This is a genomic window from Paenibacillus sp. V4I7, assembly GCF_030817275.1.
GTDB lineage: Bacteria > Bacillota > Bacilli > Paenibacillales > NBRC-103111 > Paenibacillus_E.
Genome location: NZ_JAUSZD010000002.1, coordinates 2,496,642 through 2,512,824, shown reverse-complemented (window position 1 = coordinate 2,512,824; position 16,183 = coordinate 2,496,642). Strand labels below are relative to the sequence as shown.

At 48.0% G+C, this 16,183-nt stretch carries 12 protein-coding genes; 3 read left to right on the top strand and 9 right to left on the bottom strand.

Going from position 1 to position 16,183, the window contains the following annotated elements; genetic code table 11:
• Positions 1-160 precede the first annotated feature (160 nt).
• The 3 genes from QFZ80_RS12545 to QFZ80_RS12535 all read left to right on the top strand — a co-directional run bounded on the left by QFZ80_RS12545 (position 161) and on the right by QFZ80_RS12535 (position 6,147).
• Positions 161-1,732, top strand: coding sequence for an FAD-dependent oxidoreductase (locus QFZ80_RS12545; RefSeq protein ID WP_307564100.1), 1,572 nt, complete (start codon positions 161-163; stop codon positions 1,730-1,732).
• A 30-nt stretch (positions 1,733-1,762) separates the two neighbouring features.
• The gene (locus tag QFZ80_RS12540) at positions 1,763-2,821 is read left to right on the top strand and encodes a Gfo/Idh/MocA family protein (RefSeq protein WP_307559154.1); all 1,059 of its coding nucleotides are present in this window, start codon (positions 1,763-1,765) and stop codon (positions 2,819-2,821) included.
• Positions 2,822-2,901: 80 nt separating this feature from the next.
• Positions 2,902-6,147: a family 10 glycosylhydrolase gene (locus QFZ80_RS12535; RefSeq protein ID WP_307546340.1), complete on the top strand. Its 3,246-nt coding sequence runs from the start codon at positions 2,902-2,904 to the stop codon at positions 6,145-6,147.
• A gap of 183 nt (positions 6,148-6,330) precedes the next feature.
• On the opposite strand, the gene QFZ80_RS12530 is transcribed toward QFZ80_RS12535, so the two are convergent.
• From QFZ80_RS12530 to QFZ80_RS12490, 9 genes are all read right to left on the bottom strand, one after another.
• The gene (locus QFZ80_RS12530; RefSeq protein WP_307559152.1) at positions 6,331-7,167 is read right to left on the bottom strand and encodes a Gfo/Idh/MocA family oxidoreductase; all 837 of its coding nucleotides are present in this window, start codon (positions 7,165-7,167) and stop codon (positions 6,331-6,333) included.
• Between the two features lie 75 nt (positions 7,168-7,242).
• Positions 7,243-8,775: a type 2 periplasmic-binding domain-containing protein gene (locus QFZ80_RS12525; protein ID WP_307546342.1), complete on the bottom strand. Its 1,533-nt coding sequence runs from the start codon at positions 8,773-8,775 to the stop codon at positions 7,243-7,245.
• A gap of 109 nt (positions 8,776-8,884) precedes the next feature.
• Positions 8,885-9,805, bottom strand: coding sequence for a carbohydrate ABC transporter permease (locus QFZ80_RS12520; protein ID WP_307559150.1), 921 nt, complete (start codon positions 9,803-9,805; stop codon positions 8,885-8,887).
• Positions 9,806-9,829: 24 nt separating this feature from the next.
• On the bottom strand, positions 9,830-10,801 hold the full coding sequence (locus tag QFZ80_RS12515) for an ABC transporter permease (protein WP_373460063.1): 972 nt from the start codon (positions 10,799-10,801) through the stop codon (positions 9,830-9,832).
• A gap of 176 nt (positions 10,802-10,977) precedes the next feature.
• Complete coding sequence (locus QFZ80_RS12510) at positions 10,978-12,576, bottom strand: response regulator (RefSeq protein ID WP_307546344.1); 1,599 nt, start codon at positions 12,574-12,576, stop codon at positions 10,978-10,980.
• 162 nt (positions 12,577-12,738) lie between these two features.
• Positions 12,739-12,912, bottom strand: coding sequence for a hypothetical protein (locus tag QFZ80_RS12505; RefSeq protein WP_307546345.1), 174 nt, complete (start codon positions 12,910-12,912; stop codon positions 12,739-12,741).
• A 130-nt stretch (positions 12,913-13,042) separates the two neighbouring features.
• The gene (locus tag QFZ80_RS12500) at positions 13,043-14,044 is read right to left on the bottom strand and encodes an aldose 1-epimerase (protein WP_307546346.1); all 1,002 of its coding nucleotides are present in this window, start codon (positions 14,042-14,044) and stop codon (positions 13,043-13,045) included.
• A gap of 215 nt (positions 14,045-14,259) precedes the next feature.
• Complete coding sequence (locus tag QFZ80_RS12495) at positions 14,260-14,391, bottom strand: hypothetical protein (RefSeq protein ID WP_307546347.1); 132 nt, start codon at positions 14,389-14,391, stop codon at positions 14,260-14,262.
• A gap of 43 nt (positions 14,392-14,434) precedes the next feature.
• On the bottom strand, positions 14,435-16,114 hold the full coding sequence (locus QFZ80_RS12490) for a ribulokinase (protein ID WP_307559147.1): 1,680 nt from the start codon (positions 16,112-16,114) through the stop codon (positions 14,435-14,437).
• Positions 16,115-16,183 lie beyond the last annotated feature (69 nt).

The window sequence follows — 16,183 nt, the reverse complement described above, 5'->3', positions numbered from 1 at the left end:
TTTCATAGCCAATGGTTATTAAAGTACCAAAAGAAGTCATGGTCCTCCGCTGTGACCTCGTTCCCGCTGTATTACAATGAGGATAGCCTGTGAATTTATGCAGGCGAGGAGGAAAAAGGAGGGAATATTTCCGTTGTCACACAAGAACAGCAACCACAACATTCAAAAATTTCATACCGATATCGTCGTGATTGGCGGTGGAACCGGCGGCTGCGCAGCCGCACTTGCCGCTGCCAAATCGGGCAAGACGGTGATCATGACCGAGGAAACCGACTGGATTGGTGGGCAATTAACGAGTCAGGCTGTTCCGCCGGATGAGCACCCATGGATTGAACAGTTCGGCTGCACCCGCACGTACCGGCAGTTCCGGGATGGGGTGCGTGATTATTACCGGCGCCATTTCCCCCTTACCGAAGAGGCACGGTCCCGTTTCAATCTTAACCCTGGAAACGGTGGCGTTTCGCGGTTGTGCCATGAGCCACGCGCAGCATTGGCAGTTCTGCAGGAAATGCTGGCTCCTTATATTCACAGCGGGAGGCTGCAGATTCTTATCCGTCACAGCGCAGAATCGGCTTCCGTCGACGGTGATGACGTACGAACGGTAACGGTACGCAATTTGCTTACCGGACAACTCGTGGAACTATACGCTGCCTACTTCCTTGACGCAACGGAATGTGGAGATGTTCTGCCGCTTATCGGCGCGGAATATGTGACTGGGGCGGAGTCCAAAAGCCAAACCGGGGAACCACACGCCGTGGAAGGTGAAGCTCTTCCGCAGGATATGCAGGGCTTTACATACTGCTTCGCGATGGATTACATCGAAGGCGAAGACCACACCATCGAACGTCCAGAGCGCTATGATTTCTGGCGGCAGTACAAAGCCGATTTTTGGCCCGATCGGCTGCTAAGCTGGTCCGGCGTCCGCCCTCATACGCTAGAGCATGTCACTTATGAACTTTTTGAAGGGACGGAAAAGTACTCTCTGTTCTACTATCGGCGCATTATCGACAGCAGAAACTTCGAGCAAGGCTTTTATCCCGGAAGCATTACACTGGTCAACTGGCCGCAGAATGATTACTGGCTTGGTTCGGTCATCGACGTGAGCGATGAGGAAAGAGAGCGGAATCTGTGGGATGCGAAGCAGCTAAGCCTCTCCTTGCTTTACTGGCTGCAAACGGAAGCGCCTCGGCCTGATGGGGGGATCGGCTACCCGGGACTTCGTCTGCGCAAAGACATCGTAGGAACCGAGGACGGACTGGCCATGTCACCTTACATGCGAGAGTCACGCAGGATCAAAGCCCAGTTTACCGTACTCGAACAGCATGTGAGCACAGCCTGCCGACCCGATGGGAAAGCAGAGCAGTTCGCCGATTCTGTAGGCATCGGCTGTTACCGAATTGACCTGCATCCCAGCACGGGAAATCGCCATTATATCGATATCTCTTCCCTGCCGTTCCAAATTCCACTCGGCAGCCTGATTCCTGTCCGCATAAACAATCTGCTTCCAGCATGCAAAAATCTTGGCGTCACCCATATTACAAATGGCTGCTACCGGCTCCATCCGGTTGAATGGAACATCGGCGAGGCGGCAGGTTTTCTGGCAAGCCGCTGTATCGACCGTGAACTCCTGCCCCGCGAGGTACGCAGCATGGAGACTGAGCTTAGAGCCTTTCAGAATATGCTTGTAAGCTATGGGATTGAGCTGGCTTGGCCAACAATTCATTCTGTATAAAAAACATTCTAGAGACGAGGAGTTTTTCAAATGAGCAAAGTACGTGTAGCGGTCATCGGAGCCGGATCCATTTCCGAAATGCATTTGAAATCATACCAAAATAATCCAGACGCTGAGCTTTACGCCATCTGCGACCTGAATGAAGAACGCGCAATGGCGAAAGCCGAAAAATACGGCATAACTCGCATTTACACAGACTATAAAGAATTGCTTGCCGATCCTGGGATCGATGCCGTCAGCATCTGTACGTGGAACAATACCCATGCGCCGATCTCCATCGCCGCATTGGATGCCGGCAAAAACGTGCTTACCGAAAAACCGCTCTGCATGACGGTTAACGAAGCGCTTGCCGTGGAGGAAGCGGTCCATCGATCCGGCAAAACGCTACAGGTCGGTTTCGTCCGCAGGTATGCTTCTAACACTCGCATCATCAAATCGTTTCTGGAAAACGGTGAACTCGGTGATATTTACTACGCCAAAGCTTCGTGCATTCGTCGTCTCGGCAACCCGGGTGGCTGGTTTTCCGATGTCGAGCGTTCAGGCGGCGGTCCGCTGATCGATGTAGGTGTCCACGTTATCGACCTTTGCTGGTACTTGATGGGCCGACCGAAGGTGAAGTCAGTCTCCGGCAATACCTACAAAAAACTTGGCAACCGCGCTAACGTGAAAAACCTTGCCTTTTACAAGGCGGCGGACTATGACGCTTCTCACAATACCGTAGAGGATATGGCGAATGCGCTGATACGTTTCGAGAATGGCGCCTCCATCCTTGTAGACGTAAGCTTCACGCTTCATGCGAAGGAAGACGAGCTTACCGTGAAGCTGTATGGCGACAAAGGCGGCGCCGAACTGGAACCTCAGCTATCTATCATTACGGAGAAGCACGATACCATCTTGAACCTCACGCCGCAGATCAACAACCTGTCTTTTGATTTTGTTGCCGGGTTTCAGGATGAAATCAATTATTTCATTGAAGTATGCCAAGGCAAAAAAGAAACCATTTCTCCTGTTCAAGACGGTGTTGAAATGATGAAAATTCTTTGCGGTATCTATGAATCTAGCGAAAAAGGCGAAGAAATACACTTCTAAAAAAGCAGCTTACGACAAAACTCACATAGCATCGGTTCAAAACTAGCCCTATCACATGAATGGAAGGATAGTGAAACCCGTTGAATAAGTCGAAATGGTTGTCTATGACCCTATTGCTCACAATGATCGTTTCCCTTTGGTCCACAACCGCGCTTGCTGCGGAAACCGTCTCAGGCTCCGCTGCCACTGCCGCTGCTCCGACCGCCGCCGATTACATTGAAGTAGAAGCCGCTCCGGTCGACATTACCATTGATATTGAAGGTCCTCGCAAGCAAATTAATGCTGTTGATAAGGATGTAAGCGGCATCACCGATTATGTAGCTTTATTCACAACGGAGTATGCACCTCAGATTACGGTTGGAAAAACTTCCGTCGGCGTTGTCGTCGATGGAGCTAACCAGGTCACTCGGGTGGTAAACCCTTCTGTGAACGGCGCAGTGCCTGTCTGGACAGGGCCTACTGACCTAGTCATCCCACAAGGCGGTTACATCCTAGTTTCGAATGACGACAGTTGGGCGAACAAGACCTACAAGCAATATCTGGCGAAAAATTTCAAGGTCGGTGACAAAATCAAGCTGCGCAAAAACGGTGAAGTCATCCCTGTCTCTGAATTAATGACAGGACAAGGCCTCAAAGCTCGGCTTAAGCTGAACAACGATGAATGGTTTACGGTAACCGAGCCGAAAACAGTGGTCTCCGGCAAGCTGGAAAACCTAGAGCAAGGTATCCCCTATTCGATTCGTGTGAACCAATCCACGGTTGCCTTGCAAGCGAACGGCACCTTCCAGATCGAGGTTGTTCTCACGGAGGGTGTCAATTATCTTGATGTCATCGCCGCAAAGAACGGGACGGAAAATGACCGCAAGACGCTTGTCGTGTTTTATAAAAAACAAACCGGCACCGCGAAGGAAGTCGTCCTCTGGGTAGACCAAGGAACGAATATTTTCAAGTTACAGACGCCTGAAAATGTTCACGATATGCTGATCAAGGCAAAAGACGCCGGAGTCACGGCCATAGCATTAGATGTTAAAGGTGTAGAAGGCTTCGCCAACTACAAGAAGAACGACCTGACCGGTCGTCCACATATCTCACAGATGACTGCGCCTACCCGTGCGGGAGCGAATCCGAACCTAGACATGCTGGAGGAATTCATCAAGTACGGGCATCAGCTCGGCATCAAAATCCACGCAGCGTTCAATGTCTTTGCCGAAGGCTCACCTGCGCACAACGAGTATGGGCTGCTGAATCAGCACCTTGATTGGGAAGAGCACGTTTACCGACCCGAGGATGGCGGCCAGATTCTGCGGCTGCGTGAGAGCAACTATTTCAAAACGGGCAAATCCCTCGTTGCTTTCGTTAACCCGGCTAATGATGACGTAAGAGCTTTCGAACTGAAAAATATGGAAGAAGTCATCAAAAACTACGATGTTGACGGCGTCGTGCTCGACCGTACCCGCTATGACAATGAAACGGCTGACTTTAGCCCCTTAACCCGCTCGAAGTTCGAGGCGTTTCTCGCCGTTCGCGGTAAACAACTAACAAACTGGCCGGCCGACGTTTTCACTTATGTGAACAATGTCCGGCAATTCGGACCGCTCATCAATGATTGGTGGGAATTCCGCTCGCAGACGATTAAGACGTTTACGGATGAGGTCCGTTCGCTCACCGATCGCTACACGGCGCTGAAAGGCCATAAGATCTACTCTTCCGCCTATGTCGGCTCCTGGTTTGAGTCTTACTACCTGAACGGTGTCCACTGGGGCAGCCCGAACTTCAAATATGATAGTCGTCTGCAATTCCCTGCCGACAGCCTTTACACGGACTCTTACGCACAAACCGGCTATACAGGCAACATTGATTTTCTTATGATTGGCACGTATCAAACGACGCAAAAAGAAATCGAGCATCACATCACGCTAGGTAATATTGTAACGAACGGTGAAGTTCCGATGTACGCTAGTATCGCGCTGGCGAACATCCAAGATCCCCCGCTGCAGCGGTCGGTGTTCCAGGCTGGCTTGTCGCAATCGAATGGTTTGATGCTTTTCGACTATTCGCAAGTTAACTGGGCAGTTGTGAAAGCCTCGCTCCAGAACGTGGAGTACGTCAAGGATTATCAAGTAGGCTCGAGTGTTCCAGGCAATCAGGAATCGTTCCTCGAAGGCGATTTGTACAATGTGAGCCGGAATGAGAATAATCTCAACGTCTATACGGATTCGTTTGGTCTAACGACAGCTACCAGCACCTTTGGTGTCGAAGCGATCGTAGATAGCACCGGTAAAGTCACTAAGGTCGTTAACCAACAACAGGCGCTTAGCTGGAACTGGACGAATATGTCACCTAATAACAGCGTCATTCCGCATGGCGGCTTCGTGATTTCTGCTCTGGATGCTTCCGGCGTTCGGACGAGACGACAGCTGGTCGCCAGAACGTACAAGGTCGGCGATGCTGTCAGATCGGCTGTGCTGCGCGGTCACTTAGCCTATGCAAACACCAGCACACCACTGAAGAATCTCGAGATCAAAGGCAATGTTGAAGTGCTTGGGACGGGAATGGCTGATGTTCGTTTGAACGGCGTTCCGACTGCGCTGGCTAACAACGGAGACTTCAGTGGCAAGGTCTCGCTGGAAGTAGGTGCCAATCCCGTAAAAATCTCCGTTTACGTAGACGGCCGCAAAACGAACGAAAAAACCGTAACCATAACGCGTACGGCTCCCGTCATCACAGGCATTGAGCTTGATTCTGCCGCCTACCGACTAGTAGCAGGCGACAAACATGCCACCGTCACGACAGCCGTTTACTCGGACGAAACGAGAGCCGTAGTAACCGGTGCTGTGTTCAGCTCCAGCAATCCTGAGGTTGCAGCCGTTGCCGCAGACGGAACAGTTACCGCGCTGAAGGCCGGGACTGCTGAAATCACCGCTGTCTATGAAGGACAAACTACCAAATCTGTCGTTACTGTCGTCGAGCTGGCAAGTCTCACCTTTGATGAGAATAAATACAGTCTTGTCAAAGGTGAGACCTTCATAGCACCGCTCAAAGCTTCTTACTCGGATGGCACAATGGCGTACATCACCCAAGGAGCGACATTCATCTCTTCGCTCGATAAAGTTGCATCCATTGCTGCAGACGGCACTATTACAGCTGTGAAGCCTGGATCCGCAACTATTACTGCCTCTTATCGTGGCAAACAATCGGAGATTAAGATCAAGGTGTTCAATTCTCACCAAGAGAAGATCGAAGATAAAGAGAATGATGAAGGCGTATACGACGATGCAGCGAATGATATTAGAGAGAATGAAGTTGGAGATATGGTTGAAGGTTGACAACAGATAACGTCTGAGAACGGAAATCATCACATGTTCAAAAAAAGCATCCGTTACCTTCCATTTGGAAAGGGCCGGATGCTTTTTTGAGCAGTTTGTGTAAATGAGCCGATTGGTTAGAACCACTAGTTGGTACTCACGCGGGAACCTATCCCTGCCGTTTGATTTTTAATGTTTCTCAGTTTACGGCAGCTCCAACCACTGATAAGGCGTCTTTGCGGCCTTCATTCCAAATTCCAGAATCGTTGCAATCGCAATCGTTTCTGCCTGCGGAACAGGTGGCTTCTGAGTCTCGAAAAAACCGATAAGATTCTCAATAAAAGCCCCAAAGAAATCCGACTCGATCTTTAGAAACTTCGATGACCCCGCTTCATAACTGAGCGCCGTGCTGAACGGACATTCCCATCCATATAGGTTTATCGTTGCTTGGCGGCCATCCCCATACCCGATCAGCAGCGCTGGTGTATTTGCCGTTCCCGTCCACATCACGCGTTTGACTTCCGTCCCCATCAACGAGACGATCGGCTCCACCTGGTGGATCGAATAGTTCTCAAACCTCCCTGGTCCCAAGCTGCAAATGGAGTCTATTCCCTGCTTCTCAAGTTCCGTATACTCAGAAGCAAACCGTAAAGCCGAAGTTGAGTACATGGGGGTCCCATGTTTATCAGCGAGCTCGAACATCCGCAGGGCTGCGGCCCGGTCGGGTGCGAAGGTCTTATCGATGTAGGTAGGCTTGCCGGACCGAAGCGGAATCAGCGACAATTCTTCATGGTACTCCGGATGATCCGGCGACAGAACAACCAAGTAGTCACTCTGTTCCACAATCGCCTCGATCGAGTCAAGAAGCTGTATTCCCTTCTTCTCGCTCCAGTCCGCATTACTGAGTTTTCCTTCGATATTCGACTTACCATAAGCGTATGCGACCTTCATGCTGCCACTCGAGGCCTTTTCAATCCAACCAGGATATTTCTCCGCATGCCACTCGTCCAGAAAATAATCAATAAACCCGATCTTTTTCATCCTTATCTCACTCCCTCAGAGAAATAAAACCCCCACGGCACGAACCGCAGGGGAATATTGCGCCTTAAAACAGGCTTACTTCTTGTTCGCAGCGTACCATTCGTTGGCAGCTTTCGTCATTTCGTCTCCGCCTTCCGCTTTCCATTGGGCTAGAAACTTGTCATAGTTTTCGAGAGGCTCTGAGCCAGTGATGTATTTCAGGAATGAATCTTCCATCAGCTTTTGCAGCTTCAGATTGTATTTACCGATAGCTTCAAGCGGCGGTGCAAAAGCAAGCGGGTCAACGACGGTACTGCCTTTGGCTGCTTCCTGATTTTTATTAAAGGCATCCGTCAGAATCGGATCTTTACGAACACGAGCCTGCCAATAGATCGGGTAGTTCTTCTCATCCACACCTGTCAGGAAAGTGGAGGCATTGTTATATTGATCGTTGAAGATCGGCAAGATTGGAAGGTAGTTTCCATTTTCCACCTTGTGGTGAACGCCTTCTTTACCGATCGTCGCTTCTTTATGAATGTCTTTATCAAGCTTCATGTCCAGGTATTTGATGATCTCTTCTTTGTTTTCTGCCCATTTCGGTATACCTACATAATAGCTGATACCTGCGGAAGCCATAACTTGCACTTTACCATCATCGCCTTTCAGGTAAGGCAGGCTTGCGATTTTGGCGTTTGGCGTATTTTTCAGCAGCGCATTTTGTACGGTAGGCGCATTGAAGTAGCCGTTCGAGATAATAGCAGCTTTGCCGCTCGTGAAGTTCTCGATGACTTTGTTCGCCTGATTGAGAGACCATTCCTGGTCAATCAATTTCTCCGTATAAAGTTTTTTCATAAATTCCAAGTATTTTTTCATGTTCGGATTTTCTACCACATTGATCAGTTTGCCGTTAACATCCTGCCAGCCGGTCGTTGCGCTCGACTGAACCATCGTGATGCCGAACGTCGGCAAGATTTCAGGAACGAGCGGGGTTTTACCGCCGGACAAAGCCATGACATTTTTCTTCTCTTTGATCGTCTTCATGACGTTGTACAGCTCATCGCGTGTTGTCGGTGCCTTCAGTCCGAGTTCATCCATCCAGTCCTGGCGGACGATAAGTGCTGTGTTGACGATCGTACCCGATCCGGTCTGCGGAATACCGTAAATTTTACCGTTCAGCTTCGCCCCGTTCCAGGAGTTTTGAGTAATAACGTTTTTCATATTAGTGCCATATTTATTAACCAGCTCGTCAATCGGCTCAAGTGCGCCGGAAGCTGCCAGCTTGGAATATTGTGGACCGCTGAGCAGCATGAAGCCGTATTTCTCTTTGTTGGCCATGAGCAGATTGAGCTTGTCGTCCGGATTCTCAACCGGCAGCATGTCGTAGGTAACTTTGTAGCCGGTTTTTTCATTCAGGAACTTCGCTACTACTTCGGTATTGGGATCAAAACGCGCATATTGCAGCAGCGCCTTGAATTCCGGCTTCGGCTTGTTGGTATCTGCAGATGTGATTGGAGCTGTAGACGCAGACGGTGTTGTGGAACTGCCTGCCGATTGGCCGCTTCCGCCGCAAGCGGTGATAGACGCTGCCAAAGTCGTGATGGTCATCAGAGCTAACAATTTTTTAACCATGAAAGAGCCTCCCTTTTTCGTACTTGCGTATAGAGATGTGCATAAAACCAAATTTCATGGAACCATCTTAGGCCTGCAAACCACCACCCTTCAAGTTTAATTTGTGAGATCAGCCCTTTACGGAGCCGACTAGGACGCCCTTAACGAAATATTTTTGCAGGAACGGATACACCAATATGATCGGCAGCGTTGCCAGAATGATGGAAGCCGCTTGGATCGACTGCGGTGAAACGTTCAGCGATGCGTCAACATTAGTCCGCATAAAGGCATCCGTCGAAGAGACGAACAATTCTTTCAAATAAAGCTGCAGAGGTTTCATATCTGCCGAGTTGATATAGATCAGCGACGTAAAGTAATCGTTCCAGAACGTAACCGCGTAGAACAATGCGATGGTTGCCAGCACTGGCATCGACAGCGGCAAAATGATGCGCGCAAGGATCGTCATATTACTGGCCCCATCCATTTTCGCCGATTCTTCAAGGCTGTCAGGCAGACTTTCGAAATAGCTTTTGACAATAAGCATGTTGTACACGTTAATCATTAATGGCAAGAAGAGAACCGGAAGTTTATCGATAAGATTTAGCTTGTGCATAAGCAGGTAAGTTGGGATCAAACCACCGCTGAACAGCATAGTAAACAGGTACATGATGATAAAAAACTTGCGTCCCCGCAGTCTCGGCTTAGAAAGCGGATAAGCGGCTAGCGTCGTCATGAATAACGCGAGCAGCGAGCCAACCAGGGTCACAGTAATGGAAACCATAAACGCATTCAGGAATAAGGAATTGCTTGCCACATACTTGTAAGTCCCAATTTGAAAATCGATCGGATAAAAGGTAACCATCCCCGAAACGACGGCCGCCTCGCTGCTAAGCGATTTGGCGATGAGATTGATGAACGGAAAGATGGTGGAAAGTCCCATCAGGATAAAGAAAATATGATTAACTACTGTGAAGATTTTCTCGCCACGGGATGCTGGGATGGCTCCAGACCTTCTAACGGCAGGTGATTGTAAGGTGCCTTTTGTATGCATAGCTAATCCTCCTTTATTCGCCGTTTACCAGATACCTCGTCCGAAAAACTTACGGGCCAATCCGTTACCCGTTAAGATCAAAATAAACGCAACCACGGATTCGAATACACCTACAGCGGTTGAGAAGCTATAATCCTGTTCACCGAGACCTATGCGATACACATAGGTGCCAATTACATCTGCGACGTTGTATACGCTTGGGTTGTACATAACGAGAATTTGTTCAGTTCCCGCCTCGAGCACATAGCCCAGACGAAGGATGAACATGAGCAGGATGATCGGAACCAGGCCGGGCAGTGTAATATGTACGATTTGCTTCCATTTATTAGCGCCATCTATTTTAGCCGCTTCGTACAAGCCGGGATCGATACTGGCCAAAGCCGCCAAGTAAATGATCGTGTTCCAACCAGTCTCCTTCCAGCCAGCCGTGCTGATGAGAACTGAGCGGAAAATATGGCTGTCCAGGAAAAAGCGGATCGGTTCGCCGCCCATAGCGACGATTATTTTGTTGACGATACCGCCGTTCGTGGAAAGCAGATCAATGAACAAGCCGCTGACGATAACCCAAGACAGAAAGTGAGGCAGATAAATAACGGTTTGTACGCTTTTTTTGAACGCCATGCTCTTCAATTCGTTAAGCAAAATGGCGATCACGATCGGGAGCGGAAAGAGAAATATGATTTTGTAAACAGAGATCATTAAGGTGTTCTGGAATACCTGCAAAAAACTGGCGGACGATATCAATTTATCGAAATGCTTCCACCCGACCCATGGACTTGCGGCCATACCATCGAAAATATTGAAATCCTTGAAAGCAATGATAATCCCGTACATCGGCGTGTACTTAAACAGCAGCAGAAATGCGATGCCGGGAATGAGTGCGAGATACAAATCCCAATCTTTCCTGATATCGACCCACAATTGTCGTCTATAGCTCTTTTTACCATTTTTCTTTGTAAATATGACAGTTTCCGTCGTAGTGGTCGATTCTCGCAAGGTGTCTCCTCCTTCTTACCTGTCTTTCTTAGATTTAGTTTATCACCCACCGTTTTTTTGCGAATTAGAGGAATATTACTTGTTTTGGTACTTTCATAACTTCTCGTGTCGGACGTACAAAAAAAACCTTCCCAGATCAACTGAGAAGGTTGCAAACTAAACGGCTTGTAAGGAATTCAATGACGAACTTCCCCGGGCGTCACGCCCCAATATTTACGGAATACTCTTGTAAAATAGCTCACATCTCTATAACCGACACCAGCTGCGGCGTCGTATACCCTTGCTCCCTCTTGCAGGATCGCCTTGGCCCGCTCCATTTTACGTTCCAGCACATAGGTAGAAAAGGCCTTGCCTGTTTCTTGCTTGAAGAGACGGCTAAGGTAGGATGAGTTAACATACAACCGATCGGCGACAGCATGCAGCGTCATTTCCTGATCGATTTCATTTTCAACGAGACTTAAGATGGTCTTGATCATGCCATGACTCGTCGATTTCCGCCTCTGTCTGGCATAGGTTAAATATGCCTTAATCATCCGCTGCAGCCAAAACAGAATTTGTTCCTTCGCGGCCAGCTCCAAGTGATTGTGAAAATAAAGGTAATCCTCACCGGCCACTTCCCGCACTGGCCAGCCCTGCTTCTGGATCATGCAAATAAAGAGGCTTGTGAAATAGAGGATGTGCTCATGCATGTCTTCAACCGTTTCCGCTTTGGCCATGCCGCCGTCCCAAAGAGCTGTTAACGTTTCGATCGCTTTGTCGCCTTCCCCTGTTTCGAGCGCGATTTCCAGCGCTTTTTCCAAGTTTGGCTGAAACGACAGTTCAGGCTCTCTCCCCTGCTCTTCCCGGTATGGGATCGCCAGATCATAACCTAGTACGATCCGATTCTGTAACGCGCGAACCGCTTGTACGTACAGCTTATTCATATCCTCTTGGCAGCCCGTTATCCCGCAAATCCCCGCACTTGCACTTAACCTAAGGCAGCTTCGTACAGTTAAAAGCAGCTTTTCAGTCATTGCATTGATTTTCTGGAGGGCTATTCCAGACTCCTCATTTCCATCAAGCTGGAACACGATGACCGTACAGCCCGCATAATCGGTAGAAACCCAACAAGGTGTGTCCAGCAATGTCTCCTTCACGATGCTGCTCAGTGAAAATTGGAGCAGCGAAATATCTTTCTTGCTGAATCGGGTTTCATCCTCCGACAACGGGTCCATATCGACTACAGCAACAGCATATTCGGCATCTTTTTGTAAATCCATTTGAAGATCCTTGCTTTTCTGTTCAATCTCCCATGGTTCGTACTTTCCGTTCAGCCACCTCTGGAAAAATTCATTGATTAGGTGTGGAAGATGCAGCTTCCATTTTTGCTTTAACTCATCCTCGTTGTGGCGCTGCTCAAGCTCACTCTTCAATCGGTCGGCCGCTTCGAGCACTGTCTCCAATATCTCCTCGTCCCCAGCCGGTTTTAACAAATATTTCATAACACCAAGCCCCAGTGCCTCTTGAGCGTATGCGAAATCGTCATGTCCGCTGAGAACAATGATTTTCAACAAAGGATCGGCTTGGCGAAGTTTTCTTGCTAAAGTCAGCCCGTCCATCTCCGGCATCTGCAGGTCCAGCAAGATAATCTCAGGCTTTTTGAGGTCGATCAGCCGCAGTGCTTCCATTCCGTTTCCTGCCTGTCCTACGACTTCAATTCCGTGCTTGTCCCAGGGAATGTTGTTAGCTAGTGCGTTTCTGAGGCGGACTTCATCTTCCACAATTAATAAATTCATAGTTGGAATCTCCTTGATGGATAAGATGTATATGCAGAACCCCTTCGCTCATGACACGTTATTTTCCTGCTGCCTTGTTTGACATGAAAAAAATCTCCTGGCGATTTAAACCCTCACCAAGAGACTTTTTCTTATTTTAATGATCCTAGATTGGCTTTATGATTACTCTCTCAGCGCTTCCTTCAATTTCGTAGACATACTATCCATGGAGCCCGATGATGGACGGTTCACTCCGCGTAGTTTCGCGATTTCTTGTTTCAATCTCTCGTTTTCTAATGTTAGTCTCCTGATCTCTGCTGTGAGTTGTTCTTTTTCTAAAGCTTCATTATTTTCCACTATGTATCCCGCCCTTTCTTTCTGGATAAAAATACCCCCTCGCCGCTAGCAGATCATCACCTTGGATTCTCTCCATGCGTCAAAGGGGCCTTATTTAGAGATCTTTGGTCGGAGATCAAAGTCTCTCCTTTTATTTGTTCACTTCAATCGTATAAAGACGTCCTATTTCTTCCCAAATTTCGCCAGGCTCCAAGGAAACCAGTCCAATTTGTTCAGCAGGAAGATCTACATTCGGTGCATTCACCAGATTCATTTGCGGTTCTGGGCAGAAAAACCCTTCCGTAGCGCCATTATTCCAGATCATCCACTGCTTGTAGGAAGTCCCCACATCATAAACCAGTTTGATACCTTCGCGTGAATCTGTCAACTCCATATAGTTACGTCCATTTTGCGGCGAGGTTGTGTAATGGTTATCCATGGATTCAAAGAACGGCGACAAGCCGCCTACTTTCATCTTCTCTTCGTCAGCTGATAGAGGTTGATACTCACCAGTTGGCAGCATTCTTTCACTCATTTTCCAGCGGTTGCCGATCGTCATTTTGAACCCATAATCAGAAGCCTGACTGTTCGGCGCAAAAGGTGCATTGATCGTCGTGTGATACGCTAACAAGCAAGGCATAGCCTCTTTGCCTTCATTATGTACGGATACATGCTGATGCAAACCATATGCATTCAACGTGTAAGTCAAGCGTATCGTGAACTCATGCGGTAAATACGAATAAACCGAATGCCCTTCTCTTACGCGTAAAGCTAAAGTAACACGACTCTCCGATTCATCTGTACTGAATTTCTCCACATCCCATGGAATATTGTGCACAAAACCGTGAAGGTGATTTCCTGTTTTCGGTTCATTGATCGGAAATTCATAGACTTTGCCTTTCCAAGGGAACTTCCCGTCCTCATATCGATTGGGTGGAAATAATACGGGTATCCCGTGAACGATTGGACGTTCTTTAAAAGCTTCCATCTCTTCCATTGCAGGCTCACGCAAAAAGCGGTATTCTTTTTCAGTATCTCTAAAAGCAATTAGATTAGCGCCAATTTCCGGTAAAACAGCTGCTTCATAACGGCCAGCTTGTAACCAAATGGCTTTCTCTCCTTGATATGTTCCTTCAAACGCTTTCGTCGTCATTCCGCGTTAACCTCCTACATAGCTGTGCCTTTAAATTTGGACAGGCTCATATAAATTTACTCTAAAGCATGTGAATCAAAGAAGTCAATGGATGAAAATAACGCAAACAATGATAAATGTGACTTTCCGTAAAGTACGAATAAGAAAACTGTCCCCCTCAAAAAGGATGAACGGTTTCTCATTTTATTTAAAACATTTATTCTGTTTGCTCTCGTCTAGTGTTTCCAAGCAACCTCACTCCAGCGAAGCTCATTTTGGAACTGCAGCACTGAGGTGTTCTTATTGATAATCACCACTTCGACTCCAGCTAATTCTGCCCAGTCCACTTTTTCTGAAAAAGGGTTCATAGCTAATAGCCTCCTAGGTTGGTTGGGAATGTAAAAATCCGAACTAATGACGAGCTTCCTCACGAATAGAACGAAGTCTCTTCATCACGTCATTCTCTCCGCGTCCAAAATAATCATGCAGTTTGCTGTACTCCTGATAAAGCTGCTCATAGACAGCAACATTCTCAGCGATTGGCTTGAACGTTTCTTTACGAACACGGGCCATTTTGTGCGCAGCGTCAACGATATTATCATAACCGCCTTTGGCAGCACCTGCTGCAACAGCCCCGAACATCGCTGCACCTAGTGCTGGCGTTTGTTTGGAATCCGCGATTTTTATTTCCCGATTCGTTACATCGGCATATATTTGCATGAGCAGGCGATTTTTTTGCGGCAACCCGCCACAAGCGTATAATTCTTGCACTTCTACACCATTATTGTGGAATGCATCGACAATTTTACGTGTTCCGAACGCGGTTGCTTCCAGTAATGTGCGGTAAATTTCCTCTGGCTTCGTTAAGAGAGAAAATCCTAAGATAAGACCGTTTAATTCAGTGTCAACGAGTACGGAACGATTACCGTTCCACCAATCCAAGGCGAGTAAACCGGTTTCTCCCGGTTTGTAAGCGGATGCATGGCGTTCCAGCCATTCATGTACATTCGTTCCTTCTTGCTCAGCCGCAGCTTGCACATAAGCAGGTACCCCCTGCTCCACATACCAAGCGAAAATATCTCCAACCGCCGACTGACCAGCTTCATAGCCCAAATATCCAGGAATAATGCCGTCTTCTACGACGCCGCACATTCCTTCAACTTCTTTCTCTTCTGTCCCCAGCAGCATATGACAAATGGAAGTCCCCATCGCCATGACCAGTTTACCTGGTGTTACCACACCTACACCAGGAACAGCTGCGTGTGCATCTACGTTACCAACGGCAATGGCAGTTCCTGCTTTCAGACCCATCAATTTAGCCATTGCTTCAGTTAGCTCACCAGCTTTTGTACCGAGTGGGACGACATCACCGCGAAGCTTGGTTTCTGTCAAATTTTCAAGACGAGGATCTAGAGCCTTAAAGAAATCTTTACTCGGATAGCCGTCTTTTTTGTGCCAAATGGACTTATAGCCCGTGGTACAGCTGTTACGGACGATGTCAGACTGACCCGTCATTTGCGAAACGACCCAATCTGTTGCTTCCAAGAATCGATCGGTTTGCTCATAAATATCAGGAGCTTCGTTTAAGATTTGCCAAACCTTCGCAATCATCCATTCGGAAGATATTTTGCCGCCGTAACGAAGAAGGAACGATTCTCCTCTGCTTTCCGCGATCTCGTTAATAAGGTTTGCCTCATCTTGCGCCGCATGATGCTTCCATAACTTCACCCAGCTGTGCGGATTATTCGTCAGTACCGGATTGAAACAAAGCGGCTGGCCCTCTTTATCAATCGGGAGCATCGTACATGCTGTGAAATCAATACCAAGCCCGATGATATCGGCTGGATTCACACCGGATGCCTTCACAACCGCGGGAACAGACTGTGTCAATACATCGATGTAGTCTTGGGGATGCTGCAAAGCCCAATCATACGCAAGCTTTATCCCAGATATGGGCAACTTTTCATCAATAACGTTGTGCGGGTATGGCGTTACATGATCGGCAACCTCAGTACCATCGCTCAAGTCGACCAATACGGCACGGCCAGATTCCGTTCCATAGTCAACACCAATCGCATATCTCTTAGACATGGATAGTCTCCTTCAAATTTCAGCTGATTTTACATTCAGTATATCACTTGTACGTACAAGTTGACTAGA

Coding starts and splice junctions, on each gene's coding strand:
- QFZ80_RS12510 (WP_307546344.1), bottom strand. CDS start 12,576: ATGAATTTATTAATTGTGGAAGATGAAGTCCGCCTCAGAAACGCACTA.
- QFZ80_RS12525 (WP_307546342.1), bottom strand. CDS start 8,775: ATGGTTAAAAAATTGTTAGCTCTGATGACCATCACGACTTTGGCAGCG.
- QFZ80_RS12520 (WP_307559150.1), bottom strand. CDS start 9,805: ATGCATACAAAAGGCACCTTACAATCACCTGCCGTTAGAAGGTCTGGA.
- QFZ80_RS12500 (WP_307546346.1), bottom strand. CDS start 14,044: ATGACGACGAAAGCGTTTGAAGGAACATATCAAGGAGAGAAAGCCATT.
- QFZ80_RS12530 (WP_307559152.1), bottom strand. CDS start 7,167: ATGAAAAAGATCGGGTTTATTGATTATTTTCTGGACGAGTGGCATGCG.
- QFZ80_RS12490 (WP_307559147.1), bottom strand. CDS start 16,114: ATGTCTAAGAGATATGCGATTGGTGTTGACTATGGAACGGAATCTGGC.
- QFZ80_RS12495 (WP_307546347.1), bottom strand. CDS start 14,391: ATGAACCCTTTTTCAGAAAAAGTGGACTGGGCAGAATTAGCTGGAGTC.
- QFZ80_RS12540 (WP_307559154.1), top strand. CDS start 1,763: ATGAGCAAAGTACGTGTAGCGGTCATCGGAGCCGGATCCATTTCCGAA.